The following is a 20,506-nucleotide window of genomic DNA, read 5'->3' as shown; positions in this document are numbered from 1 at the left end:
CCGTGCGATCCGCGCGACGCAGAGTCAACCCGTTAAATCATGCGACGTCACTTAGCACCCGTGCCAGTTCAAACAAACGGCGGCGTTGGTTTTCAGGGATCGCATAGTAGGAACGAACCAGATCCAAAGCTTCTTTGTCGCCCATCAGATCGGCAGGAACTGATTTCTTCCCGGTGGTTTCTTTTTCGGCTTCCTCCAGACCTTCAAAGAAAAAGCTGACCGGTACATCCAGTGCTTCAGCAATGTCCCATAGTCGAGACGCGCTGATCCGGTTGGCCCCTGTTTCGTATTTCTGAATCTGTTGAAACTTAATACCAACTTGCTGCGCCAACTGCTGCTGGGTCATGCCAATCAGCCAGCGGCGATGCCGGACGCGCTTGCCCACATGGACATCGACGTGATGGGTCATTGGTATTCTCCTCTACTACACACACAACCAATTCAGGTGTGCGACATGCTTATACCGCAACGCTAGCGAGCCGCCCTTAACCACTCCCTAATCAGGAACATGCCCCCCAAATCAGCACCATGGGACAATATTGCCCGTTTTTGGCATTTTTTCAAGAAGGTTGAATCTGATTCCCTGAATAATGGATTAAGGTTGTGTCGTTGCGATCCGGCACACGTCCATTCCGGCAGGGCAGGTTGAAACAGCTACGGCGGCGCCTTTCTTGGCTTGCCCGGTATGTGATTGACAATTCCAGATTGGCACGAACCTATTCGAAAAAAACTCAGGAGCCAAATATGCTGGCGTACAGGATTCCATCCGAAGGGGCGGCCGCTCGGCTTTGTAATATTGATGTTCCTGTACCTAGCGAAGGTCAGGTTCGCGTTGCGATCAAAGCCTGCGGTTTGAATTTTGCCGATCTGCTGATGCAGAAGGGTACATATCAGGACACGCCATCAGCGCCATTTACACAGGGCATGGAAATTGCCGGCGTTGTCGATGAAACCGGGCCCGGCACGACGCATCTTAAACCTGGAGACCGGGTTGCGGTGTATTCAGGTCAGGGCGGTCTGGCGGAATATGGTGCATTTGATGCCAACCGGGCAATTCGCCTGCCCGATTCCGTCAGCTTTGAAGATGCTGCCGCCATTCAGATCGCCTATGGCACCAGTCATATTGCACTGGACCACCGCGCGCGCCTTCAACCCGAGGAAACTCTGCTGGTGACAGGCGCTGCGGGCGGGGTCGGGTTGACAGCCGTCGAGATCGGCAAGCTGATGGGCGCAACAGTGATCGCCCAGGCACGCGGCGCGGAAAAACTGGCGGTTACCCAAAAGGCGGGTGCGGATCACCTGATCGACGCCTCCGAGGATCTTCGCGCCCGCGTCAAGGATTTGGGCGGAGCGGATGTTGTTTATGACGCCATCGGCGGTGATGTATTCAAGGCCGCATTCCGGGCCACCAACCCCGAGGGGCGCTTACTGCCAATCGGATTTGCCGGCGGCGACGTTCCGCAGATTCCGGCCAACCACCTGCTGGTCAAAAATCTGACGGTGATTGGTCTTTACATTGGTGGATATCTGACTTTCCGACCGCAAGTCGTACAGGACAGTTTCAACACGCTGTTCCAGTGGTGTGCTGAAGGTCGGATCAAACCTCATATCAGCCATACACTACCGCTGTCGGAAGCCGAAAAAGGGTTGCAACTTCTGCGTGACCGCAAGGCGACCGGCAAGGTTGTAATCACGCCCTGAGAGCTGGTCAGCCGACGACCGCCTTCAACGGCGCACCGCCCAGCATACGGAAATTCTGGCGTACAAGCGTTGCCAGCGCCTCGACGACCTGACCGCGCCCGGCCTCGCCCCCGTACAAATTAATCATATGTGCGGGAAGTTCCGGTAGCACTCCTCCGGTGTCTATCTGAACCAGATGCGCGGCCTCGGTGCCGTCCAGCATCGCATGAACCGCGAGGTCGGCACTTACTGTCGCCTCGATCGTGCGGTCGTTTTCGGTTTCAACGGACAGTTCCCAGGGGATGCCTGCCTCGTCCAATGCTGCAATGACCTGCGGCCGGAACAGACAGCGGCGGCCAAGCGCCAGCGGAATCGGTCGTTTGCGCCAGGCCGAGCCGCCCGGAGCACCGATCCAGCGCAAAGGCAGTTCCGCGATGGTTTCGGCGCCCTCGCCCCCGTTTGCCTCGGTCGTCAGGATCAGATCGCACTCTCCGCGTTTGTACATATCCTTGAGCTGAAGCGAATAGGACGACACCAGTTGTACACGAACCCTTGGGAAGTCCGCATTGAACCGCTGCAGAACCCTGGGGATTGCCGGGTAAACAATATCGTGAGGCACACCGAGCACGACCTCTCCCTCAAACGCCTGATCCGTGAGTTTTGAGATCACTTCATCATTCAATGCGATCATGCGCCGGGCATAGGCCAACAACTGCTCGCCCGAAGCGGTCAAGGCGATAGTTCTGCCGCTGCGGTCCAGCAACTCGAGCCCCAACAGTTCTTCCAGCCGCTTCAGCTGCATTGAAACAGCCGACTGCGTCAGATGCAGAAACCCGGCGGCACGTGTCACACCACCATGGTCGGCTACAGCTACAAACGAGCGCAATGTCGTGATGTCCAAATTTCGCATGTTCACGATTCCTTATGCGTTACTTCATAAATATTCATTTTCAAAATGTGTCATATCGCGCCATATAAATCAAGGAAGTTGATGGAACACGATGAAACCATCGAATTTCAAGGAAAGGACAAATACTATGACCCAAATTGCAATCAAAAGAAACTGCAAGCCTCGCCGCGGCTTTAGCCTGACCACCGTTTGGGACGCACTTTCCCTGAGGCGCCAGCGCCGCAATCTGGCAAGACTGGATGACCGGGCGCTGGAGGACATTGGAATCACGCGTGAGCAGGCAGAGGCTGAGGCCAGCCGCCCGATCTGGGATGCCCCACAATTCTGGCAAAAATGATGCCAAAACACTCCAGTTTGCCAAAAAGGCGGCCCACATAGGCGGGCCGCCTTTTTTGTTGCGTGTTTTAACCCGTTTCTCACGTTAAACCCTTGAAACGTGGCCCGCAGTTTCCGATATTTGCGGGGAACGGGGTCCGAAACTCGGACCGCGACAAGAACTATGTGAAGGGAGACCCTTTAATGGCACAATTCGACACGATCCGGACGGCGACCGGCGCGCGCGCTGCCCAGATTGACGAGGGCCTGCGCGCCCACATGAACAAAGTCTACGGCACGATGTCTGTAGGCATGCTGATTACTTTTGCAGCAGCCTGGGCTATCTCGGGCCTGGCAACAACGGCTGACCCATCGGCAGCCGCAGCACAGTTGAGCGCTGACAAGTATTTGACGTCGTTCGGCTACACCCTATTCGCCTCACCGCTGAAATGGGTGATCATGTTTGCCCCGCTGGCATTTGTCTTTGGCTTCAGCGCAGGAATCAACCGCCTGTCGGCCGCCGGGGCGCAGACGGTATTCTATATCTTTGCCGCAGTAATGGGTGTTTCGATCAGCTGGATTTTCCTGGTCTTCACCGGCCAGTCGATCATTCAGGTTTTCCTGATCACAGCTATCGCATTCGCGGGGCTGTCACTATACGGCTACACCACGAAAAAAGACCTGTCCGCGATGGGCACATTCCTGATGATGGGTCTGATTGGCCTGATCGTCGCGATGGTGGTCAATATCTTCCTGGCTTCGCCTGCTATGGCGTTTGCTATCTCGATCATCGGCGTTCTGATCTTTGCCGGTCTGACCGCATACGATACGCAGAACATCAAGAACACCTACTTGCAGATGGCACACTCGGGCGATCAGGAATGGCTGGGCAAAGCCGCGATCATGGGCGCTCTGAGCCTTTATCTGGACTTTATCAACATGTTCATGTTCCTGCTGCAGTTCTTCGGCAGCCGCGAATAATAGAACACGGATACCTTTCGGTGGGGCGGGCCACAGGGCCCGCCCTTTTTTTTTCGGACTGGGAATATTCCCGCCACGCCCTATGCCGCAGGCCAAATCGGCAAGGAAAAAGCCTCCACCAATTGGTGGAGGCTTTACATTTGGGATATCAGGTCTGTTGGGTCAGCTGCAGTTCAACGCCACGGCAAAACCCGAGCTTTGATCGGACGAGCCCTTACGGTATACCTCGCCAGCCGGCAAGCATCCGGTGAACTGCTCGGCATTGCGGCCAAAGTTTGCGCCGATGCCGTTGTCAACGCGAGTGCTACCGTTCGCCGTGCGCAGAACACCAAACAATGTGCCGTTCACGCTGACTGTGCTCAGAAACAGATTTGTGTCCGATCCTGTCAAAACAACAGCAGTGGTGTCACTGCGTCCGCCATTGTCGATCGCGACGCGCGCCACTTTCTCAGCCTCGGTTGCATCCGTCGTTACCCGCGTTGTGGGCAAAAGTGCAAGTTCAGCCGGAACATTCGTAGCAGGCGGAAGGAAAGCAACCGTGCCGGGCACATCTGAGGTGGTACGGGGTTCTCCATCGATTCCCGTGAACCCGACGCCTTCGCGGTTATATGGGTCTTCGCAGGCTGCAAGGGCCAGAACAGTTATTGTGGATAACAAGATTTTTTTCATGACGGCCAACATTTTGGATCGGTTTGTTGAACCGTAGTGGCAAGCTCTTCAAAAAAGCAACCCGTTGCCGAACTCAAGGGCCTGCGTGCTGAGGCTTCGCTGCAACGGCCCGATCTGGCTCTCATCCGTCATTCTGGCCGAAACTTCCTTAAACAGCAGGCAACGAAAAAGGGTTCTGCCGCAGCAGAACCCTTTAATATTGTCCAAGCTGGACGGCAGATTACTTAATCTTGCCTTCCTTGTACTCGACATGCTTCCGAACGACCGGATCGTATTTACGAACGGTCATTTTTTCAGTCATGGTACGCGCGTTTTTCTTGGTCACGTAGAAGTGGCCCGTGCCCGCGGTCGAGTTCAGACGGATCTTGATTGTCGTCGGCTTCGCCATGGTTATCTCCTGCGTCCGAAAAGGCAGGGGCCTTTCGGTTGAATTCCTATGAGCGTGCGCTTTTACGCGCTGCACCGCCCATGTCAAGGGCAATCGCGCCCTTCACCAGACCGAAGTCAGGAAGACAGGATTGGCGCCCCCATATAGGTGTGGATCTGATCGCGTTCAGCGTCCGACAGCCCCAGGGCGGTCGCCAGCTGCCGCAGGTAAGATGCCTCTCTTTCATTATCCAGACGAATCGCTGCCAGCGACGTGGCGTAAATCTGCGTCTTGAGGGGCCCGCCGGAATCAGCGGCTAGTCCGATGACATCGATCGGAGCCTCAAGCTGGTCCTGAACAAAAGCACGTTCATCTTCGCTGATCTCATCACCCAGCTCTCCAAGAATAGTTTCCTTTTCGTGTGCATCCAACTCCCCATCGGCTTTCGCCGCCTGGATCATCGCGCGCAGCATCAGTTTGGCCTGCTCCTCCATGACGGCACCGCCCGGTGTGCCCTTGAAAACAGTTTCCATCATGTCCGCTGTTTGCTGACTGCCGGTTTTCGCGGCGCCCTGCAGGGCGTTCATCAGCCCTCCCAACCCGGCGGCACCTGCCGGGTTAGCAACACCCAGTTTACCGATCATCTCCTGCAGACCAGCGGCCCCACCGGGCATGCCGAATTGCTCGGCCATTTTGCCAAGCTGGTCTATACCGAAGCTCCCTCCGGCACCCTGCATCATGTCTTGCAGGCCAGCCATACCACCCATTTGCTTGTATTTTTCCACTCCTTTTGCAGCGGCAAATCCAACGGCCACCGAGGCCAGTGCTTTCATAAAACTCATGACAATCCTCCCAACTTTCAAAATAGTCTTTTCCGCACCCTATCATAGTTCGCAAACCTAAATTCCGATGCTTCACGGATATCTGAATATCTGATGCGGCCGTGAGGTACACAGTGGGCATCAGACTAGACGAATTTGAAATACCGAGACCGCAGTTTGAAAGATCTGTCAGAGAACAGGCGCTTTCCCGCACATGGCCTGGTTTGAACAGATTACGAATTCGTGATACGTTCGCGCCAATTCAACGCCCCACATAACCATCAAGGGGCTTGAATCCCGAGGCACCGGAAACAGGCATAACTCTCTGTCAGCAGAGTTTTTGTTCATGTGTATTGGGGGCTATCATGACAGAATGGAAAATTCAGGGCGAAGAGCTGGCCAATTGCAATTGCAACTTCGGTTGCCCGTGTCAGTTCAGCGTTCTTCCTTCTCACGGCAATTGCGAAGCGGTCGTCGTGTTCAATATTCAGTCCGGTCACTATGGCGACACCGACCTTGCTGGCGTACGAGCGGCCGGCGTCTATCACTGGCCCGGGCCAATTCACGAGGGCAACGGTCAGATGCAACTGGTCATCGACGAAAGCGCATCCACCGATCAGCGAGCCGCCGTTCAGGCCATCATGACCGGTGAAGACACCGATGAGATGGCGACCATGTGGTACGTCTACAGCGCGATGGCTCCGACGAAACATGAAACTCTGCACGTCCCGATCGAACTCAATTGGGATCGGGAAGAGCGCATGGGATATGCCAAGGTTCCCGGCGTTTTCGATGTGGATGTCAGCCCAATCCCCCACATTGTTTCTGGGGCGCCTCATCGGGCATCCATTCAGTTGCCAAACGGGTTTGAGTACCGCCACGCGGAAGCGGCCTCGGGGACGGCCAAAACGACGGGCGGCGCAATCAGCCTGACCTTTGACGCAACGCACGCGCATCTGGCCCATCTCAACATCTCGGGACACGGCGTTCTGGGCGCGTAGTCGATACCTAAGATGACCGCAAACACAAAACCACCGCCCCTTGGAGTGGTTGATCGGGCGTTACGGCGCGACAAAAGCATTGTGCTGTTCTGCGTTCTGCTGATCATTCTGGGCGCTTCATGGTACACGGTTGCCGGAACAGGCATGAACATGTCCGCAATCGACATGACTCACATGGCGGGGCCTGTCGGTGAACCCATGCAGATGGGAGACGAGGTCAACTGGACCCTGCCCTACACCATTCTGATATTTCTCATGTGGTGGGTCATGATGATCGCGATGATGACGCCCAGCGCCGCTCCGACAGTGCTGTTGTTTACGGCCATCAAGCGGATGGGTCCGGACAGGACCCGAACCTCGCGGCTGAGCCTGTATTTCCTAACCGGCTACCTTGTTGCCTGGGCTGCATTCAGTGTTGTTGCGACAGGCACTCAATGGGGTTTTGAGCACGTAGGATTGTCGGATGGGCCAATGATGACAATCGACTCCAAGGCGTTTGCAGGCTGCGTTCTGGTCGCTGCAGGGCTATACCAGCTGTCCAGCCTCAAATCCGCCTGCCTGCGCCATTGCCGAAGCCCGGCTCAGTTTCTGGCCGACCACAACCGCCCCGGCGCATACGGTGCGTTTCGTACTGGCGCATTGCACGGCGCGTTTTGTCTGGGGTGTTGTTGGGCGCTGATGTTGCTGCTGTTTGTCGGCGGCATCATGAACCTCTACTGGATCGTCGGCATCGCTGTTTACGTTGCGTTGGAAAAGCTGATGCCGCGGGGCGCATGGCTTGTTCCTCCCCTCACCGGGCTAGCGCTGATCGTCATGGGCGTTTGGCTGGTCGCCGCATCATGGGTGGCGGCTGGCTGACACGCGCATTCCGGCCGAAGGACCGGCCAAAATTCGGGTCCTGCATAAACTTGATTAAAAGGAGGTACTAATGCCTATTTACATTACCTACGCGACCTATTCGCAAGCTGGGGTCAAAGGCATGCTGAAAAAGCCTGCGGACCGTACAGGCGCCGTCAGAGCATTGCTGAAAAAGGTCGGCGGCAAACTGTTGGCGTTTTACATGACTACAGGTGAAAATGACGTGGTTGTCATAAGCGAGGCACCAGACGGTACGGATGCCGTGGCAATCGGTATGGCCGTCGCTGCCTCAGGTGCGGTGTCCAAGGTGGAAACGGTACGCGCCTGGAAGGCGAAAGACTTTGTCGCCGTCACCAAAAAGGCCGCCAAACTGACCGGAGCCTATGCACCGCCAGGTAGCTGACGAATACGCGCGGAGGGCCTGTAAGCCGGATCTTGTTCCGGGGTTGCCCCCTTCGATGACCATTCCTCTAGGCCGCGCATTGCTGCGCGGCTCAAGCTGCCAACCCGGTCCCTCTCGGCCAAGACGCGCTTAGCGGCGGTATCGGCTGACGCCGACCGGCCCGCGCGGGGACCCTATTTGGCATTGCTCCCGGTGGGGCTTGCCGTGCCGCCACTGTTGCCAGCGGCGCGGTGGGCTCTTACCCCACCGTTTCACCCTTACCCCATATTGCCGGAGGCGAACCTCTGACGCTTGCGGGGCGGTTTGATTTCTGTGGCGCTTTCCGTCGGGTTGCCCCGCCCGGGCGTTACCCGGCACCGTTGTCTTGTGGAGTCCGGACTTTCCTCTCGGGCCTTGCGACCCCAGCGGCCATCCGGCCCTCCGCGCGGGGTCGTGGGTATGCGCAGGTGGCTGCGGCGTCAAGAGTGGATTAAACCCGAAGATCCTTGTTGCAAAGCGGCGAGAAATCAGCCGGTTCCAGAGGGCCCGTGCCCCACGGGCGGTATCTGAAGCGAACGGTAGCAAGCAACGTTTCATCGTCGGCCTCCGCGGTGAAACCGGCATTCTGCGCTAAAGCACGAAACGTATCTACCGACGTATCTTCCGGGCCTTGCCCGCACCCGCGCGGACAGGCAAGGCGCTGGCGCTCCAACCGTAGCCAGTCAAAACGGGGGCCTGGGTCGAATTTGCGGCCCGGCGCCAAATCGGAATGGCCAATCACGCCATCAGGGGCGATGTGCCACTTTTTCATGATCCGTGGCAGCAGCTGTTCCAAAATCGCCATTTGCGGTTCGGTAAAAGGGTGATTGCCCTGATTGTCCAATTCGATTCCAATTGAACGCGAATTGATATCGTTCTGACCATGCCACTCTCCGGCCCCGGCATGCCAAGCCCGATCCGCTTCTCGCACCATCTGCCAAAGCATGCCGTCAGCGCCAATCAGGTAATGCGCCGAAACTTCGTGAGCAGGATCACACAACCGCTCCAGCGCGGCCTGCGTACTATCCATTGCGGTGTAATGCAGAACGACCAGCGATGGCGTCAGCCCATCCCGACGCTGGCCGAAATTGGGCGACGGGTGCCAAATGGGCGTCAGTGTTTCAGTTGCTGACGGCACTGCGGAACGCGCTTGGGTCCCAGCCGCACGCATAACCGTCACCGTCCGGGTCGAGTCCCTTACGGTCACGCTGCGGACCGCCATTCGCCAGAAACTCGATCTGCGCCTGATCGGCCGACGGGTAGCGGGCACAGTTGCGTTGCGCCTTAGCCTGCAGGTTGAACCCCGCGCGGCTGTAAAGCTGGGTTCCCACCGGGTTCGAAGTGTTCAGCGCGTACTGCACGATATTGGGCTGCCCGTCCGATCCGCGCTGCGGCACTGCAGTTGGAGCAACCACCTCATACGTTTGGCGGTTCTGTTCGATCAGCGCGGCATCGGATTCGATGGTGCGTCGGTCCGATACGGCCGCAAAGTCCTGTTCGTCGGAAATCGCGTTATTGCTCGGGGCAGACGTCGCGACAGGCGCCGCCGTTCCCTGAGGCGATGTGTTGGCCAAAGCAGCCGCGGTCGCAGAGGCGATGTCGGCATTGTCGCCGTCCGGTAGCGGGGCGGCCGCACCCGGCGCACCCAGCTGTTGTTCAGAAACTTCAACCGGACCAAGCAGAGGGTTTCCGGTATACCCCTGCCCTGCAAGTTGAGCCTCGCGCTGCGCCTGGTAGGCTGGCGTATTGAAATCCGTGCCACCGACCGGTGCCACTGTATTGCAAGCGGTCACAAGCCCGATTGCGGGGATCAGAAGCGAAAAGCGCATCCAGCTGCTCCGTTTTCCGTAGTCTTGCCTGACCTGAGGCTTACCACCAAATCCCCGGCTTGGCCACAAACCCGGCGGCGCTTTCCAGCGCATAGGCGGTGTTGAGCAAATCGCCCTCATCCCACGGACGGCCAATGAGCTGAAGACCAAGGGGCAGACCTTGCTTATCCAGCCCTGCCGGTACCGAGATACCAGGCAGACCCGCCAGGTTCACCGTCACCGTGAAGACGTCGTTCAGATACATCTGAACCGGATCGGCCTCGGTCATCTCACCCAGACCAAACGCCGCCGATGGCGTCGCGGGGGTCAGAATCGCGTCGACACCGGCGGCGAATACATCCTCAAAGTCTTTCTTGATCAGCGACCGCACACGGCGCGCACGGTTGTAATACGCGTCGTAAAAGCCTGCCGACAGAACGTAGGTGCCGACCATGACACGGCGCTGTACTTCGTGCCCGAAACCTTCTGCGCGAGTCTTTTCGTACATCTCGGTGATACCGTCGCCCTGCGCCAACTGCGCCCGGCGGCCATAGCGGACACCGTCGTAGCGCGCGAGGTTCGAGGACGCCTCGGCCGGGGCAATCACATAGTACGCTGGCAGTGCGTATTTGGTGTGCGGCAGCGAGATATCGACGATCTCGGCACCCGCCGCTTTCAGCATCTCAGCACCATCAGCCCAGAGCTTCTCGATCTCGGCGGGCATGCCATCCATGCGGTATTCTTTGGGGATACCGATCTTTTTGCCCTTGATGTCGCCGGTCAGCATCGCTTCGAAATTCGGCACGGCCAGTTCGGCGCTGGTCGAATCCTTAGGATCGTGACCGCACATTGCCTCAAGCATGATGGCCGCATCGCGCACATTCTTGGTCATCGGTCCGGCCTGATCCAGCGACGAGGCGAAAGCTACGATGCCCCAACGCGAGCAACGGCCATAAGTCGGCTTGATGCCGGTGATGCCGGTGAACGCCGCAGGTTGGCGGATCGAACCACCGGTGTCGGTGCCGGTTGCTGCCAGGCAAAGATCGGCAGCCACGGCCGAAGCCGAACCGCCCGACGACCCACCCGGGGTCAGTTGCGCGTCGTCATTGCCGCGCCGCCAGGGGCTGACCGCGTTGCCATAAACGGACGTCTCGTTGGACGACCCCATGGCGAACTCGTCCATGTTCAGCTTGCCCAGCATCACAGCGCCCGCATCAGCCAACTGCTGAGATACTGTAGATTCGTACTCGGGCTTGAACCCTTCCAGAATCTTCGAGGCCGCTTGTGAGGGCACGCCCTTGGTGCAGAACAGGTCCTTGATACCGATCGGCAGGCCGCACATCGACGGTGCCTCACCACCCTTTATCCGATCGTCCGCAGCCTTGGCGCGTTCCAGCGCGATCTCTGGCGTCTTGTGGACAAAAGCGTTCAGCGCATCGGCCTCATCAATCGCTTTCAGACAGGATTCGGTCAGCTCAACCGACGTCACTTCACCCTTGCGCAGCGCGTCGCGGGCCTCGGCCAGACCCAGTTTGTTCAGATCGCTCATGTCTTACTCCACCACTTTGGGGACTGCGAAGAACCCTTCGCGCGCGTCGGGGGCATTGGCCAGAACCTTGTCCTGCTGATTGCCGTCGGTGACCACATCCTCACGACGCTTCAGGCGCATCGGCTCGACCGAGACCATCGGCTCGACGCCTTCGACATCCACTTCGTTCAGTTGCTCAATGAACCCAAGGATGGTGTTGAATTCGGATGCCAGCGCCGGCAGCGCGTCATCCTCGACCTTGATCCGGGCCAGTTTGGCCACCTTAGCGGCGGTGCTTTGGTCAATCGACATCGGATTTCCTCATATGCGTTAGGGGGCATTTACCTGTCTGATGCTCCGGTCGCAAGACCGCCAACGCCCCGATATATACCGTTTCACCCTGATCGCCTTGGCCGCCATTCAGAATTGCATATGCCATATGCGCAAAAGCAAACCGATTAGTTCACTTCGTTTCTTGAAAAACTAAACCGAACTGTTCATTTCGTATTGTGCGACACAGCCTTAACCGGAGACAGAAAATGAAAACGTTCATGACCACATTTGTGTTGGCCGCCACTCTTATCGCAGCACAGGCTCAGGCATTTGGGCCCACCATGGACACCGTGGTACGGGATCTGAACTTTCCGGAGCCAGTTTCGCAGCCCGTCTCGAAGGATCAGGTGAAACTGGGCAAATAACATGCCTCCCCGCCCGGGTCGGGTTCGCAGCGCCCGACCCGGAATTTCCGCATTTGGCTGCTGCACTTGCTGTAGCAAGCCGCTACGATGGCGACAAATTACCCGCCGGACCGCTTCGCTGGTCAGGCAAGCCAACGGAGCGGAAGATGAGCGCACGCAAGCAAGCGGTTCTGGATGCTATTGATGCAGCCAACGGGCAAGACCCCAATCAGGAAGACGGCCAGCCTGCCGCCCTGCTTTACGGCCAGAGGATGAGCGCCGAACTGAACAGGCTTTTTCCCGACGCCTCGGACTCGCTGCAGATTGCGGCGCGCGGCCAGCATGTCGAGCGCTGGAAGCTGGCGCGCAGCGAGTACCCTGAAGGCCGCGCCGGATATCTGGCGTGGCGCAAGGCGCAGGGGGTACATCACGCGGATGTTGTCATGGGTCTGATGGAACAGACCGGATACAGCGCTGACGAGGCCGAAGCCGCTGGCCGGATGCTGCGCAAACAAGGCATCAAACGAGACGACGAGGTGCAGGCGCTGGAAGACGTCATCTGCTTTGTCTTTCTCAAATGGTATTTCGTGCCCTTCGCGGCCAAACACTCGGCAGAGAAAATCCAGCGCATTGTCGAAAAGACCGCGCGCAAAATGTCAGCGGACGGACGGTCGCGTGTACTGTCCGAGTTCAATCTTCCAGAGCACTTAGCAGAGGCCTTTCAGGGCTGAGACGCGTGTACAAGGTGCGTCCGGTAGACCTCGATCATCCAGCCCAACATGATAGCGTTCAGGATGTGCCACAGAAAATGTGTGCCCATGCGGACCTGTGCGCAAAGGGGTTCATCCATCGCGCGAAAGGTGATTGAGACGATCAGGATCGCCGCTCCGATCGCAAGACCTCGGGCGGTGTCCGGTGTTCTGTGGCGCAGCAGGAACGCGTAAGTCAGGATCAACAACGGAACCGGGGCATATGCTGCTGATCCTCCCAGCCCCGGAGCGAGCTGGAACAAGGGAGTGGTTACCGCAGCATAGGGAATAAACAGGACCGTCACGATTAAAGCAGGAACCGGCTTCATCACCCAGACATCGCGATTGATCGCAAAAATATAAACCAGAATGAACAGCAGAATCGGAGTTGTGTCCGCCAGGGCAGCCCAGACCCGCGCATGCGTGTGGAACAGATAGCTGCCCATCCCGATTACGGCCAGAATGATCACCAGTGCCATCGCCAAGGGCATCCCCTGCCCGCGCACACGCCTCCACATAATAAAGGCTGAAATCAGAAATGCCGCGTTTGTCACGGCGTTTACCGGCTCGGCCCAATAGCTGGGCGACAAACGCTCGCAATATCCGTCAATTTCTTGCAACCAGTCCATGAATTTTTACATAGCCGATGCTAGGTTGATGCCAACAGTCTGATCAGGAGGATTTTTTCATGAACATTATTTGGCTGGGCCACGGTAGTTTTCGAATCGAAACGCAGGGGCAGGTACTGCTGATCGACCCGTGGTTGACAGGTAATCCGGTCTTGTCCGACGACCATCACGAAACCGCGCTGAATGGAGCGACGCATATCCTGCTGACCCACACGCATTTCGATCACGTGGCCGATGTCGTTTCGCTGGCCAAACATCTGAACGTGCCAGTGGTCGGTCAATACGACCTGATGGGGTATTGGAGCGAGGCCGAGGGGCTGGAAACGGTTGGTTTCAACAAAGGCGGCACAGTGGACCTGAATGGTGTCAAAGTGTCGATGGTGCCCGCCTCGCATAGCTCGACCTTTTCAACACCCGATGGACTGCGCACCGGCGGCAGCGAGGTCGGTTTCATGATCGCGTCTGAGGGCCGCATGGTTTACGTCTCCGGCGACACGGACATCATGGCGGACATGGAATGGATGGGGGATTACTACAAACCCGATATCGGAATCCTGTCAGCGGGCGGTCATTTCACCATGGATATGAAAGCGACAGCCTATGCCGCCAAACGGTATTTCAACTTTAAAACCGTGATTCCCTGCCACTACAAGACCTTCCCGATTCTGGAACAATCCGCTCAGGCATTGGCGGACGGATTGCCGGGCGTCGACGTGATTGAACCCGAGCTGATGCAACCGATCAGCCTTTAAGGTCATCGCCGCGAAGCAAAGAACTCTTTCAGGAGGTCAGCAGCCTCCTGCCCCCCGATGCCGTCGTAAATTTCGGGCACATGATGCGCCTGTTTATGGGTAAAAACGCGCGCGCCATGGGCCACACCGCCGGATTTCGGATCGGCTGCCCCGTAGTAAATGCGCCGAATCCGGGCAGCAGCCAAAGCCGCCGCGCACATCGCGCAAGGTTCCAGCGTGACATAGAGATCATGATCCGGCAGCCGCTCGGACCCGGCCTCGGCGCAGGCGGCGCGCAGGGCCAGAATTTCGGCGTGGGCGGTCGGGTCGTTCAGTTCGCGCGTTCGGTTGCCAGCGGCAGCCACAATGCGGCCATTGGCAGAAACGATGACGGCCCCCACCGGAACCTCTCCGCGATCTGCGGCCGCACGCGCCTCAACCAGCGCCTTATCCATGTGAGATCTGAACTCCATGCCCCTGACTGCATCAGAAACCTGCCTTTCGCAAGCGGGCGGGATGCGCTATGGCCTGCGGATGAACAAAACCCCTCCTCCCGGCGACCGGATCGCCAAAGTCCTTGCCCGCGCGGGTGTCGCTTCGCGCCGTGAAGCCGAACGCATGATTGAAGCCGGTCGTGTGGCAGTAAATGGCAAGATCATCGACAGTCCCGCCTTGAACGTCACCGCCAAAGACAAGATCACCGTTGACGGCAAACCGGTGTCCGAACCGGAACCTTCGCGCCTGTGGCTGTATCACAAGCCCTCTGGCCTGGTGACGACAACGCGCGACGAAAAGGGCCGCGCGACGATCTTTGACAACCTGCCTGAGGATATGCCCCGTGTCATGAGTGTCGGGCGGCTTGACCTGAATTCCGAAGGTCTGCTGCTGCTGACCAACGATGGTGGCATCAAGCGAAAGCTGGAACTGCCCGCCACGGGCTGGCTGCGCAAATACCGCGTGCGCGTCAATGGCCGCCCCAAGGACGAAGATTTTGCGCCTCTGCGTCGGGGCCTGGCGATCGATGGCGAACGGTTTCAGCCAATGACTGTGACGCTGGATCGTCAGCAGGGTGCCAATGCCTGGCTGACAATCGGACTGCGCGAAGGCAAGAACCGGGAAATCCGCCGCGCGATGGAAGATATCGGGTACGCTGTGAACCGATTGTTGCGTGTTTCTTATGGCCCGTTCCAACTGGGAACTCTCAAACCCGGCGAAGTCGAAGAGATCCGCCGCCGCGTAATGCGCGACCAACTGGGTTTGGATGCTGAACCGGACGCCCCCGCCAAACGCCCCGGTCGTCCGCAAAGGAAACGGCCACCCATCGGCAAGAAATCTCGCAAGTGACGCAGGTTAGGCAACCTTCCCCCTAGCGCCGGGGCTCCTCATCCCCTAAATTTCTGCAAAGGACGTCTTTGGGGGGCTCCATGTCCGGAACCGGAGTACAAAAACTGGCCTATGTGGCGCTGCTGGTGCTGCTGTTCGGTGTTTGCACCGGCGTTTTGGGAGGCTTGTAGGCGTATGACCAAACGCTATGGCGGAAAGTTCAGCCCTCAGGGCGACCCTGAGTCTGAACAGCCCAGACGCGGCCAGTTTGATGGCGCGCGGGTCGAACCCGCCGGAGCGCGGGTCAACCTGCTGTTTCTTCCAGCCGTTCCGCTGGTATTCCTGTCTCTGAATGACGGCGCCGTCGGGATGACGATGGGCCTGATCGCCGCGGGCCTGTTGACAGCCGCCGCGTTCCTGTTGCGCGAAGGCCTGCGGGCCGAGGCCGCTTATAATGCCCGGCGTACGGCGCGGCGCCCTGCCTTCCCAAGGAAGATATTCGCCAGCGTGCTGACTGGCCTCGGTGCCGGGTTGGCGTCCTATCGGACCGAGTTTCTGGATGCGGCAACAGCCTCTGAGGCCAGCCTGATCGCCCCGATCCTCTTCGGCGCAGCGGCAACTGTTTTGCATTCGGTGTCATTCGGGTTGGACCCAATGAAAGATAAAGGCATGGAGGGGGTGGATACCTTTCAACAGGATCGCGTCGCCCGCGTGGTCGAGGACGCCGAATCCCACCTGACCGAGATGACCGACGCCATAAAGCGCGCCGGTGACCGCAGGATCGAAGCGAGGGTTGAACAGTTTCAGGACACTGCCCGCGATCTGTTTCGCACGGTTGAAGAAGATCCGCGCGATCTGGCTGGTGCGCGTAAATATCTGACCGTCTACCTTCAGGGTGCCCGGGACGCGACGATCAAATTCGCCGATGTGTATGCCCGCACCCGTGATACACAGGCGCTGAAAGACTACTCATCCCTGCTGGACGATCTTGAACAGAATTTCGCGGCCCGCACCCGCAAGATGCTTTTGGATGACCGCAGCGATCTGACGGTTGAAATTGACGTGTTGCGCGAACGGTTGCAACGCGAAGGCGTCCGGTTTGACTGACCGGCCATTATTTGAGAGAGGATTATCCCCATGTCCGACGAGATCAAGAACAAGGCAGTTGAGGCTGAGACTCTGGTTCAGGAAGTAACCGCTGTTGCCCTGCCCGATCCAACGGCCGAGGTTATCTCGCTGGAGGAAGCCGACGATCCCGTCAGCGCCGAAATTCGCAAGCGCATGGACGAGATCGATATGGACAACACCAATTCGATCGTCTCGTTCGGCTCGTCCGCTCAGGCCGAATTGCAGGAAATCAGTCAGGCGATGCTGGCGGATGTGCGCAATAAGGATGTAGGCCCGGCCGGGGACAGTCTGCGCAATATCGTGACCACGATCCGGGGCTTTTCGGTTAGTGAACTGGATGTACGCCGTGAACGCAGTTGGTGGGAGAAACTGCTGGGCAAGGCCGCGCCCTTTGCCAAGTTCACCGCGCAGTACGAAGAAGTTCAGGGCCAGATCGACCGGATCACCGACGATCTTCTGGGCCATGAGCACACGCTTTTGAAGGACATTAAGTCGCTGGATCTGCTGTATGAAAAAACGCTTGGGTTCTACGATGAACTGGCGCTGTATATCGCGGCGGGTGAGGAAAAGCTGACAGAGCTGGACAGCCACGATATCCCCGAAAAAGAGGCCGAAGTTCAGGCCGCGCCCGAGGACGAGCAGGTGATGAAAGCGCAGGAGTTGCGTGACCTGCGGGCCGCCCGTGATGATCTGGAACGCCGCGTGCATGACCTGAAGCTGACCCGGCAGGTAACAATGCAGTCGCTGCCCTCGATCCGGCTGGTGCAGGAAAACGACAAGTCGCTGGTGACCAAGATCAACTCGACTTTGGTCAACACCGTACCTCTGTGGGAAACGCAACTGGCGCAGGCCGTCACCATTCAACGCAGCGCCGAGGCGGCGGCCGCCGTGCGGGGCGCCAATGACCTGACAAACGAATTGCTGACCTCGAACGCCGCCAATCTGCGCCAGTCGAACAAGATGATCCGCGAGGAAATGGAGCGCGGGGTCTTCGACATCGAGGCCGTCAAACAGGCCAATGCCGACCTGATCGGAACCATCAACGAAAGTCTGGCTATTGCTGACGAAGGCAAGGCCAAACGCGCCGCCGCCGAAGTTGAGCTGCAGAAGATGGAGGCCGAACTGCGCGATACGCTGGCTGCCGCCAAGGCGCGAAAGGACGGGGTCGGCGATAACGCCGGAACTGCGGTTTCGGGCTGACGGCGGGTCGGACGTGCGGTTTTCAGGAAATCTGAAGCCATTGTTGGGCGTTGTATCGCTGCTGGCCTTGGCCAATTGCGATGAGGTTTTGAACTCTTCGGTTATTCCTGAACCACGTCCGGTGGCGCCTGCACCTGCACCTAACGCCTATGTCCCACCCTCTGCCGCCAGCCAGGATCTGGCCCGCTTTTATCAACGGGTCGAGCGTGATCTTCTAACGCGCGGGATGCTGCGCACGGATGGCGGCGGGCCGGACACGCCTTTTGATGCAGACGATCTTGCGCGCAACTTTGAGACTATCGCGTTTTACAGCGAATACCCTGACCATGCAGTGGCAGTCGCGTCGCGGCAAACTGACGGGCAACTCAGCCGCTGGTCCGGACCGGTTCGGGTTCAGACCGAATTTGGCCCCTCGGTTCTGCCGGCAACACGAACGCAGGACATTGCCGAAGTTGAGACCTATTCCGCGCGGCTTGCAAAACTAACCGGGCATCCGATTTCTGTCGTTAATCGCAGAGGCAATTTCCACGTCTTTTTCGCGGGCAAGGACGATAGCGCCTATGTGGTGTCGCGGCTGAAGGAACTCATCCCGGGGATCAGTCAGGAATCCCTGAAACTGGTCGCTAGCCCTCGTTCGGATATCGATTGCTTTGTGTTTGCATTGGGCAATAGTTCTTCACCCTATAGGTACGTAAGAGCGGTTACCTTAATCCGAACTGAATTGCCCGACCTGCTGCGCCGCAGTTGCATTCACGAAGAGATCGCGCAAGGGTTGGGGGTGTCCAACGACAGCCCCATGGCGCGGCCTTCAATATTCAATGATGATGATGAGTTTGCGCTGCTGACCAGCCATGACGAAAAACTACTGACTATGCTTTACGACCCGCGCCTTGAGCCCGGGGTGACGGTGGATAACGCCCGTCCCGTGGTGCGGATCATTGCACGTGAATTGATGGGCCAGTCGCTCTGAGCCCCAGAAGAGGAGAACCCCAATGGGCATTTTCGATTTTCTGACCGGAGAATTTATTGACGTCATTCACTGGGTCGATGACACCCGCGACACCATGGTCTGGCGGTTTGAACGCGAAGGCCATGCGATCAAATACGGTGCCAAGCTGACCGTGCGCGAAGGTCAGGCCGCTGTGTTCGTGCATGAAGGGCAGCTGGCCGACGTGTTCACCCCGGGTCTTTATATGCTCGAAACCAACAACATGCCGATCCTGACGACGTTGCAGCACTGGGATCACGGCTTTCAATCCCCGTTCAAATCCGAGATCTATTTCGTCAACACGACCCGGTTCAATGACCTGAAATGGGGCACCAAGAACCCGATCATGCTGCGCGACCCCGAGTTCGGACCGACCCGCATTCGGGCCTTCGGCACCTATACGGTGCGGGTAAAGGATGCCGCTAAATTCCTGGTCGAGATCGTCGGCACCGATGGCGAATTCACCATGGACGAGATCAGCTTTCAGATCCGCAACATCATCGTGCAGGAGTTCAGCCGGGTTATCGCCGCATCGGGCATTCCGGTTCTGGACATGGCTGCCAATACCGCCGATCTGGGCAAACTGATTGCGGCCGAGGTCTCGCCGGTTCTGGACGGCTATGGGCTTGAGATGCCTGAATTCTACATCGAAAACATCTCTCTGCCGCCCGCAGTTGAGGCGGCTTTGGACAAACGGACATCGATGGGGCTGGCAGGTGATCTGGGGAAATTCACACAGTATTCCGCAGCCGAGGCGATGACGGCTGCGGCAAACAATCCCGGTCAGGGCGGCGGCATGGGTGCCGGCCTTGGCATGGGCATGGGCATGGCGATGGCGCAACAAATGTCGAACATGGCAGCGGGTCAGCCAAGCGGCCCGTGGGGCGGTTCCGCCCCCGCTGCCCCGCAACCGGCATCGCATGCGACGCCGCCACCTCCTCCGCCGGTTGAGCATGTGTGGCATATCGCGGTGGATGGGCAGACCAGTGGGCCGTTCTCGAAGGCCAAGATGGGGCGCATGGCTACGGACGGAGAGATCACCCGCGATACTCATGTCTGGACCGCGGGTCAGGACGGGTGGAAGAAAGCAGGTGACGTGCGGGAACTGGCGCAGTTGTTTACCATCCTGCCGCCGCCACCGCCGGGAGCGTGAAGCGACGGAAACTGTCGGCGGATACGTTTAACGCGTATCTGCAACCTCTCTGAAAGAGCAAAGAGATGTCCACAACCGACCGTTACTCCAAACCTCAAATCGTTTTGCACTGGCTGATCGCCCTTATCATCATCTTTGAATGGGTGAGCGGCGATGGCATGGGCCGGGTTTTTCGTGCCCGCATGGACAGCGGCACAATCGGGCTTGAAGGTGGAACACCACATGTCTGGCTGGGCAGCATTGTTTTTGTCCTGATCCTGATCCGCATCGTCCTGCGTTGGGTTCAAGGCGCACCCGGAGCGCTTCCCGGCAGTTCCGCCCTGATGACAAAAGCGGCGGAATGGGGACATCGTGTGCTCTATGCCCTGATGATCGCGGCACCTGCCCTTGGTGCTCTGGCCTGGTACGGGGGGGTCAATGCTGCAAGTGAATTGCGCGAAACGGTTGCCAATGCGTTGATGATCGTTGCGCTCGGCCATGCGGTTATTGCGATCTGGCATCAGTTCATCAAACGGGACGGCGCGCTAAACCGGATGCGCCTGTCCGCTGGCCGGTAACTAAAAAAGAGA

General features: G+C 58.1%; 26 protein-coding genes and 1 other RNA gene. 15 read left to right on the top strand and 12 right to left on the bottom strand.

Annotation, left to right across the window (positions count from 1 at the left end; translation table 11 throughout):
• Positions 1-37: 37 nt before the first annotated feature.
• Positions 38-409, bottom strand: a complete 372-nt coding sequence (locus tag GOX66_RS00615) for a helix-turn-helix domain-containing protein (protein WP_170490074.1) — start codon at positions 407-409, stop codon at positions 38-40.
• A gap of 335 nt (positions 410-744) precedes the next feature.
• Between GOX66_RS00615 and GOX66_RS00610 the strand changes: the two genes are divergently transcribed.
• On the top strand, positions 745-1,701 hold the full coding sequence (locus GOX66_RS00610; RefSeq protein WP_170758603.1) for an NADPH:quinone oxidoreductase family protein: 957 nt from the start codon (positions 745-747) through the stop codon (positions 1,699-1,701).
• A 7-nt stretch (positions 1,702-1,708) separates the two neighbouring features.
• Here GOX66_RS00610 and GOX66_RS00605 read toward each other — a convergent pair whose 3' ends face one another.
• Complete coding sequence (locus tag GOX66_RS00605; RefSeq protein WP_170758601.1) at positions 1,709-2,590, bottom strand: LysR family transcriptional regulator; 882 nt, start codon at positions 2,588-2,590, stop codon at positions 1,709-1,711.
• 127 nt (positions 2,591-2,717) lie between these two features.
• Between GOX66_RS00605 and GOX66_RS00600 the strand changes: the two genes are divergently transcribed.
• Positions 2,718-2,927 carry a DUF1127 domain-containing protein gene (locus tag GOX66_RS00600; protein ID WP_170758588.1) on the top strand — a complete coding sequence of 70 codons (210 nt, stop codon included), beginning with the start codon at positions 2,718-2,720 and terminating at the stop codon, positions 2,925-2,927.
• A 182-nt stretch (positions 2,928-3,109) separates the two neighbouring features.
• The gene (locus GOX66_RS00595; RefSeq protein WP_170758586.1) at positions 3,110-3,886 is read left to right on the top strand and encodes a Bax inhibitor-1/YccA family protein; all 777 of its coding nucleotides are present in this window, start codon (positions 3,110-3,112) and stop codon (positions 3,884-3,886) included.
• Positions 3,887-4,048: 162 nt separating this feature from the next.
• On the opposite strand, the gene GOX66_RS00590 is transcribed toward GOX66_RS00595, so the two are convergent.
• The 3 genes from GOX66_RS00590 to GOX66_RS00580 all read right to left on the bottom strand — a co-directional run bounded on the left by GOX66_RS00590 (position 4,049) and on the right by GOX66_RS00580 (position 5,764).
• Positions 4,049-4,555 (bottom strand): hypothetical protein, encoded by a 507-nt coding sequence (locus GOX66_RS00590; protein ID WP_170758583.1) that lies wholly within the window; start codon positions 4,553-4,555, stop codon positions 4,049-4,051.
• A gap of 220 nt (positions 4,556-4,775) precedes the next feature.
• Positions 4,776-4,943, bottom strand: coding sequence for a 50S ribosomal protein L33 (gene rpmG, locus GOX66_RS00585; protein WP_007799108.1), 168 nt, complete (start codon positions 4,941-4,943; stop codon positions 4,776-4,778).
• A gap of 116 nt (positions 4,944-5,059) precedes the next feature.
• Positions 5,060-5,764 (bottom strand): DUF533 domain-containing protein, encoded by a 705-nt coding sequence (locus GOX66_RS00580; protein WP_170758581.1) that lies wholly within the window; start codon positions 5,762-5,764, stop codon positions 5,060-5,062.
• A gap of 344 nt (positions 5,765-6,108) precedes the next feature.
• Here GOX66_RS00580 and GOX66_RS00575 point away from each other — a divergent pair, with 344 nt between their 5' ends.
• The 3 genes from GOX66_RS00575 (at position 6,109) to GOX66_RS00565 (ending at position 8,005) form a co-directional block, all read left to right on the top strand.
• Positions 6,109-6,744: a DUF1326 domain-containing protein gene (locus tag GOX66_RS00575; RefSeq protein ID WP_170758579.1), complete on the top strand. Its 636-nt coding sequence runs from the start codon at positions 6,109-6,111 to the stop codon at positions 6,742-6,744.
• A 12-nt stretch (positions 6,745-6,756) separates the two neighbouring features.
• Positions 6,757-7,602, top strand: coding sequence for a DUF2182 domain-containing protein (locus tag GOX66_RS00570; RefSeq protein WP_170758577.1), 846 nt, complete (start codon positions 6,757-6,759; stop codon positions 7,600-7,602).
• 70 nt (positions 7,603-7,672) lie between these two features.
• Positions 7,673-8,005: a GYD domain-containing protein gene (locus GOX66_RS00565; RefSeq protein ID WP_170758575.1), complete on the top strand. Its 333-nt coding sequence runs from the start codon at positions 7,673-7,675 to the stop codon at positions 8,003-8,005.
• A 5-nt stretch (positions 8,006-8,010) separates the two neighbouring features.
• On the opposite strand, the gene rnpB is transcribed toward GOX66_RS00565, so the two are convergent.
• The 5 genes from rnpB to gatC form a co-directional block, all read right to left on the bottom strand.
• Positions 8,011-8,429, bottom strand: an RNA gene (gene rnpB / locus GOX66_RS00560) — RNase P RNA component class A.
• Between the two features lie 45 nt (positions 8,430-8,474).
• Entirely contained in the window at positions 8,475-9,194 is a 720-nt protein-coding gene (locus GOX66_RS00555) for an N-acetylmuramoyl-L-alanine amidase (RefSeq protein WP_170758573.1), read from the bottom strand.
• Positions 9,145-9,852: a hypothetical protein gene (locus GOX66_RS00550; protein ID WP_170758571.1), complete on the bottom strand. Its 708-nt coding sequence runs from the start codon at positions 9,850-9,852 to the stop codon at positions 9,145-9,147. Before GOX66_RS00550 ends, GOX66_RS00555 begins: the two co-directional genes overlap by 50 nt.
• Positions 9,853-9,892: 40 nt before the next feature.
• Entirely contained in the window at positions 9,893-11,380 is a 1,488-nt protein-coding gene (gatA, locus tag GOX66_RS00545; RefSeq protein ID WP_170758569.1) for an Asp-tRNA(Asn)/Glu-tRNA(Gln) amidotransferase subunit GatA, read from the bottom strand.
• 3 nt (positions 11,381-11,383) lie between these two features.
• Entirely contained in the window at positions 11,384-11,671 is a 288-nt protein-coding gene (gene gatC / locus GOX66_RS00540; protein ID WP_170325838.1) for an Asp-tRNA(Asn)/Glu-tRNA(Gln) amidotransferase subunit GatC, read from the bottom strand.
• A gap of 227 nt (positions 11,672-11,898) precedes the next feature.
• Here gatC and GOX66_RS00535 point away from each other — a divergent pair, with 227 nt between their 5' ends.
• A complete protein-coding gene (locus tag GOX66_RS00535) occupies positions 11,899-12,057 on the top strand; it encodes a hypothetical protein (protein ID WP_170758567.1) in 159 nt (52 codons plus the stop codon).
• Between the two features lie 146 nt (positions 12,058-12,203).
• Positions 12,204-12,767, top strand: a complete 564-nt coding sequence (locus GOX66_RS00530; RefSeq protein ID WP_170758566.1) for a DUF4202 domain-containing protein — start codon at positions 12,204-12,206, stop codon at positions 12,765-12,767.
• Here GOX66_RS00530 and GOX66_RS00525 read toward each other — a convergent pair.
• Positions 12,758-13,414 (bottom strand): ceramidase domain-containing protein, encoded by a 657-nt coding sequence (locus GOX66_RS00525; RefSeq protein WP_170758563.1) that lies wholly within the window; start codon positions 13,412-13,414, stop codon positions 12,758-12,760. The genes GOX66_RS00530 and GOX66_RS00525 overlap by 10 nt on opposite strands.
• 59 nt (positions 13,415-13,473) lie before the next feature.
• On the opposite strand from GOX66_RS00525, the gene GOX66_RS00520 reads away from it, so the two are divergent.
• Positions 13,474-14,166 (top strand): metal-dependent hydrolase, encoded by a 693-nt coding sequence (locus GOX66_RS00520; RefSeq protein ID WP_170758561.1) that lies wholly within the window; start codon positions 13,474-13,476, stop codon positions 14,164-14,166.
• A gap of 2 nt (positions 14,167-14,168) precedes the next feature.
• On the opposite strand, the gene GOX66_RS00515 is transcribed toward GOX66_RS00520, so the two are convergent.
• The gene (locus GOX66_RS00515; RefSeq protein ID WP_170758559.1) at positions 14,169-14,618 is read right to left on the bottom strand and encodes a nucleoside deaminase; all 450 of its coding nucleotides are present in this window, start codon (positions 14,616-14,618) and stop codon (positions 14,169-14,171) included.
• Between GOX66_RS00515 and GOX66_RS00510 the strand changes: the two genes are divergently transcribed.
• From GOX66_RS00510 to GOX66_RS00485, 6 genes are all read left to right on the top strand, one after another.
• On the top strand, positions 14,617-15,489 hold the full coding sequence (locus tag GOX66_RS00510; protein WP_170758558.1) for a pseudouridine synthase: 873 nt from the start codon (positions 14,617-14,619) through the stop codon (positions 15,487-15,489). The genes GOX66_RS00515 and GOX66_RS00510 overlap by 2 nt on opposite strands.
• Positions 15,490-15,663: 174 nt before the next feature.
• On the top strand, positions 15,664-16,575 hold the full coding sequence (locus GOX66_RS00505) for a 5-bromo-4-chloroindolyl phosphate hydrolysis family protein (RefSeq protein WP_170758556.1): 912 nt from the start codon (positions 15,664-15,666) through the stop codon (positions 16,573-16,575).
• A gap of 30 nt (positions 16,576-16,605) precedes the next feature.
• Positions 16,606-17,796, top strand: coding sequence for a toxic anion resistance protein (locus GOX66_RS00500; protein WP_170758554.1), 1,191 nt, complete (start codon positions 16,606-16,608; stop codon positions 17,794-17,796).
• Positions 17,797-17,809: 13 nt separating this feature from the next.
• Entirely contained in the window at positions 17,810-18,766 is a 957-nt protein-coding gene (locus GOX66_RS00495) for a DUF2927 domain-containing protein (protein WP_170758552.1), read from the top strand.
• 22 nt (positions 18,767-18,788) lie between these two features.
• On the top strand, positions 18,789-19,937 hold the full coding sequence (locus GOX66_RS00490; protein WP_170758550.1) for an SPFH domain-containing protein: 1,149 nt from the start codon (positions 18,789-18,791) through the stop codon (positions 19,935-19,937).
• Positions 19,938-20,002: 65 nt separating this feature from the next.
• A complete protein-coding gene (locus GOX66_RS00485; protein ID WP_170758548.1) occupies positions 20,003-20,494 on the top strand; it encodes a cytochrome b in 492 nt (163 codons plus the stop codon).
• Positions 20,495-20,506 lie beyond the last annotated feature (12 nt).

It is taken from the genome of Ruegeria lacuscaerulensis, from assembly GCF_013031245.1.
Taxonomy (GTDB): Bacteria; Pseudomonadota; Alphaproteobacteria; order Rhodobacterales; family Rhodobacteraceae; genus Ruegeria; species Ruegeria lacuscaerulensis_C.
Note: the sequence above shows the minus strand (reverse complement) of the source record. Positions and strands in the feature narration are given on the sequence as shown.

What these genes read in the sequence shown, in the direction of transcription:
- GOX66_RS00615 (WP_170490074.1), bottom strand. Translation starts at nt 409, where the DNA reads ATGACCCATCACGTCGATGTCCATGTGGGCAAGCGCGTCCGGCATCGC.
- GOX66_RS00610 (WP_170758603.1), top strand. Translation starts at nt 745, where the DNA reads ATGCTGGCGTACAGGATTCCATCCGAAGGGGCGGCCGCTCGGCTTTGT.
- GOX66_RS00605 (WP_170758601.1), bottom strand. Translation starts at nt 2,590, where the DNA reads ATGCGAAATTTGGACATCACGACATTGCGCTCGTTTGTAGCTGTAGCC.
- GOX66_RS00600 (WP_170758588.1), top strand. Translation starts at nt 2,718, where the DNA reads ATGACCCAAATTGCAATCAAAAGAAACTGCAAGCCTCGCCGCGGCTTT.
- GOX66_RS00595 (WP_170758586.1), top strand. Translation starts at nt 3,110, where the DNA reads ATGGCACAATTCGACACGATCCGGACGGCGACCGGCGCGCGCGCTGCC.
- GOX66_RS00590 (WP_170758583.1), bottom strand. Translation starts at nt 4,555, where the DNA reads ATGAAAAAAATCTTGTTATCCACAATAACTGTTCTGGCCCTTGCAGCC.
- rpmG (WP_007799108.1), bottom strand. Translation starts at nt 4,943, where the DNA reads ATGGCGAAGCCGACGACAATCAAGATCCGTCTGAACTCGACCGCGGGC.
- GOX66_RS00580 (WP_170758581.1), bottom strand. Translation starts at nt 5,764, where the DNA reads ATGAGTTTTATGAAAGCACTGGCCTCGGTGGCCGTTGGATTTGCCGCT.
- GOX66_RS00575 (WP_170758579.1), top strand. Translation starts at nt 6,109, where the DNA reads ATGACAGAATGGAAAATTCAGGGCGAAGAGCTGGCCAATTGCAATTGC.
- GOX66_RS00570 (WP_170758577.1), top strand. Translation starts at nt 6,757, where the DNA reads ATGACCGCAAACACAAAACCACCGCCCCTTGGAGTGGTTGATCGGGCG.
- GOX66_RS00565 (WP_170758575.1), top strand. Translation starts at nt 7,673, where the DNA reads ATGCCTATTTACATTACCTACGCGACCTATTCGCAAGCTGGGGTCAAA.
- GOX66_RS00555 (WP_170758573.1), bottom strand. Translation starts at nt 9,194, where the DNA reads ATGCGTGCGGCTGGGACCCAAGCGCGTTCCGCAGTGCCGTCAGCAACT.
- GOX66_RS00550 (WP_170758571.1), bottom strand. Translation starts at nt 9,852, where the DNA reads ATGCGCTTTTCGCTTCTGATCCCCGCAATCGGGCTTGTGACCGCTTGC.
- gatA (WP_170758569.1), bottom strand. Translation starts at nt 11,380, where the DNA reads ATGAGCGATCTGAACAAACTGGGTCTGGCCGAGGCCCGCGACGCGCTG.
- gatC (WP_170325838.1), bottom strand. Translation starts at nt 11,671, where the DNA reads ATGTCGATTGACCAAAGCACCGCCGCTAAGGTGGCCAAACTGGCCCGG.
- GOX66_RS00535 (WP_170758567.1), top strand. Translation starts at nt 11,899, where the DNA reads ATGAAAACGTTCATGACCACATTTGTGTTGGCCGCCACTCTTATCGCA.
- GOX66_RS00530 (WP_170758566.1), top strand. Translation starts at nt 12,204, where the DNA reads ATGAGCGCACGCAAGCAAGCGGTTCTGGATGCTATTGATGCAGCCAAC.
- GOX66_RS00525 (WP_170758563.1), bottom strand. Translation starts at nt 13,414, where the DNA reads ATGGACTGGTTGCAAGAAATTGACGGATATTGCGAGCGTTTGTCGCCC.
- GOX66_RS00520 (WP_170758561.1), top strand. Translation starts at nt 13,474, where the DNA reads ATGAACATTATTTGGCTGGGCCACGGTAGTTTTCGAATCGAAACGCAG.
- GOX66_RS00510 (WP_170758558.1), top strand. Translation starts at nt 14,617, where the DNA reads ATGCCCCTGACTGCATCAGAAACCTGCCTTTCGCAAGCGGGCGGGATG.
- GOX66_RS00515 (WP_170758559.1), bottom strand. Translation starts at nt 14,618, where the DNA reads ATGGAGTTCAGATCTCACATGGATAAGGCGCTGGTTGAGGCGCGTGCG.
- GOX66_RS00505 (WP_170758556.1), top strand. Translation starts at nt 15,664, where the DNA reads ATGACCAAACGCTATGGCGGAAAGTTCAGCCCTCAGGGCGACCCTGAG.
- GOX66_RS00500 (WP_170758554.1), top strand. Translation starts at nt 16,606, where the DNA reads ATGTCCGACGAGATCAAGAACAAGGCAGTTGAGGCTGAGACTCTGGTT.
- GOX66_RS00490 (WP_170758550.1), top strand. Translation starts at nt 18,789, where the DNA reads ATGGGCATTTTCGATTTTCTGACCGGAGAATTTATTGACGTCATTCAC.
- GOX66_RS00485 (WP_170758548.1), top strand. Translation starts at nt 20,003, where the DNA reads ATGTCCACAACCGACCGTTACTCCAAACCTCAAATCGTTTTGCACTGG.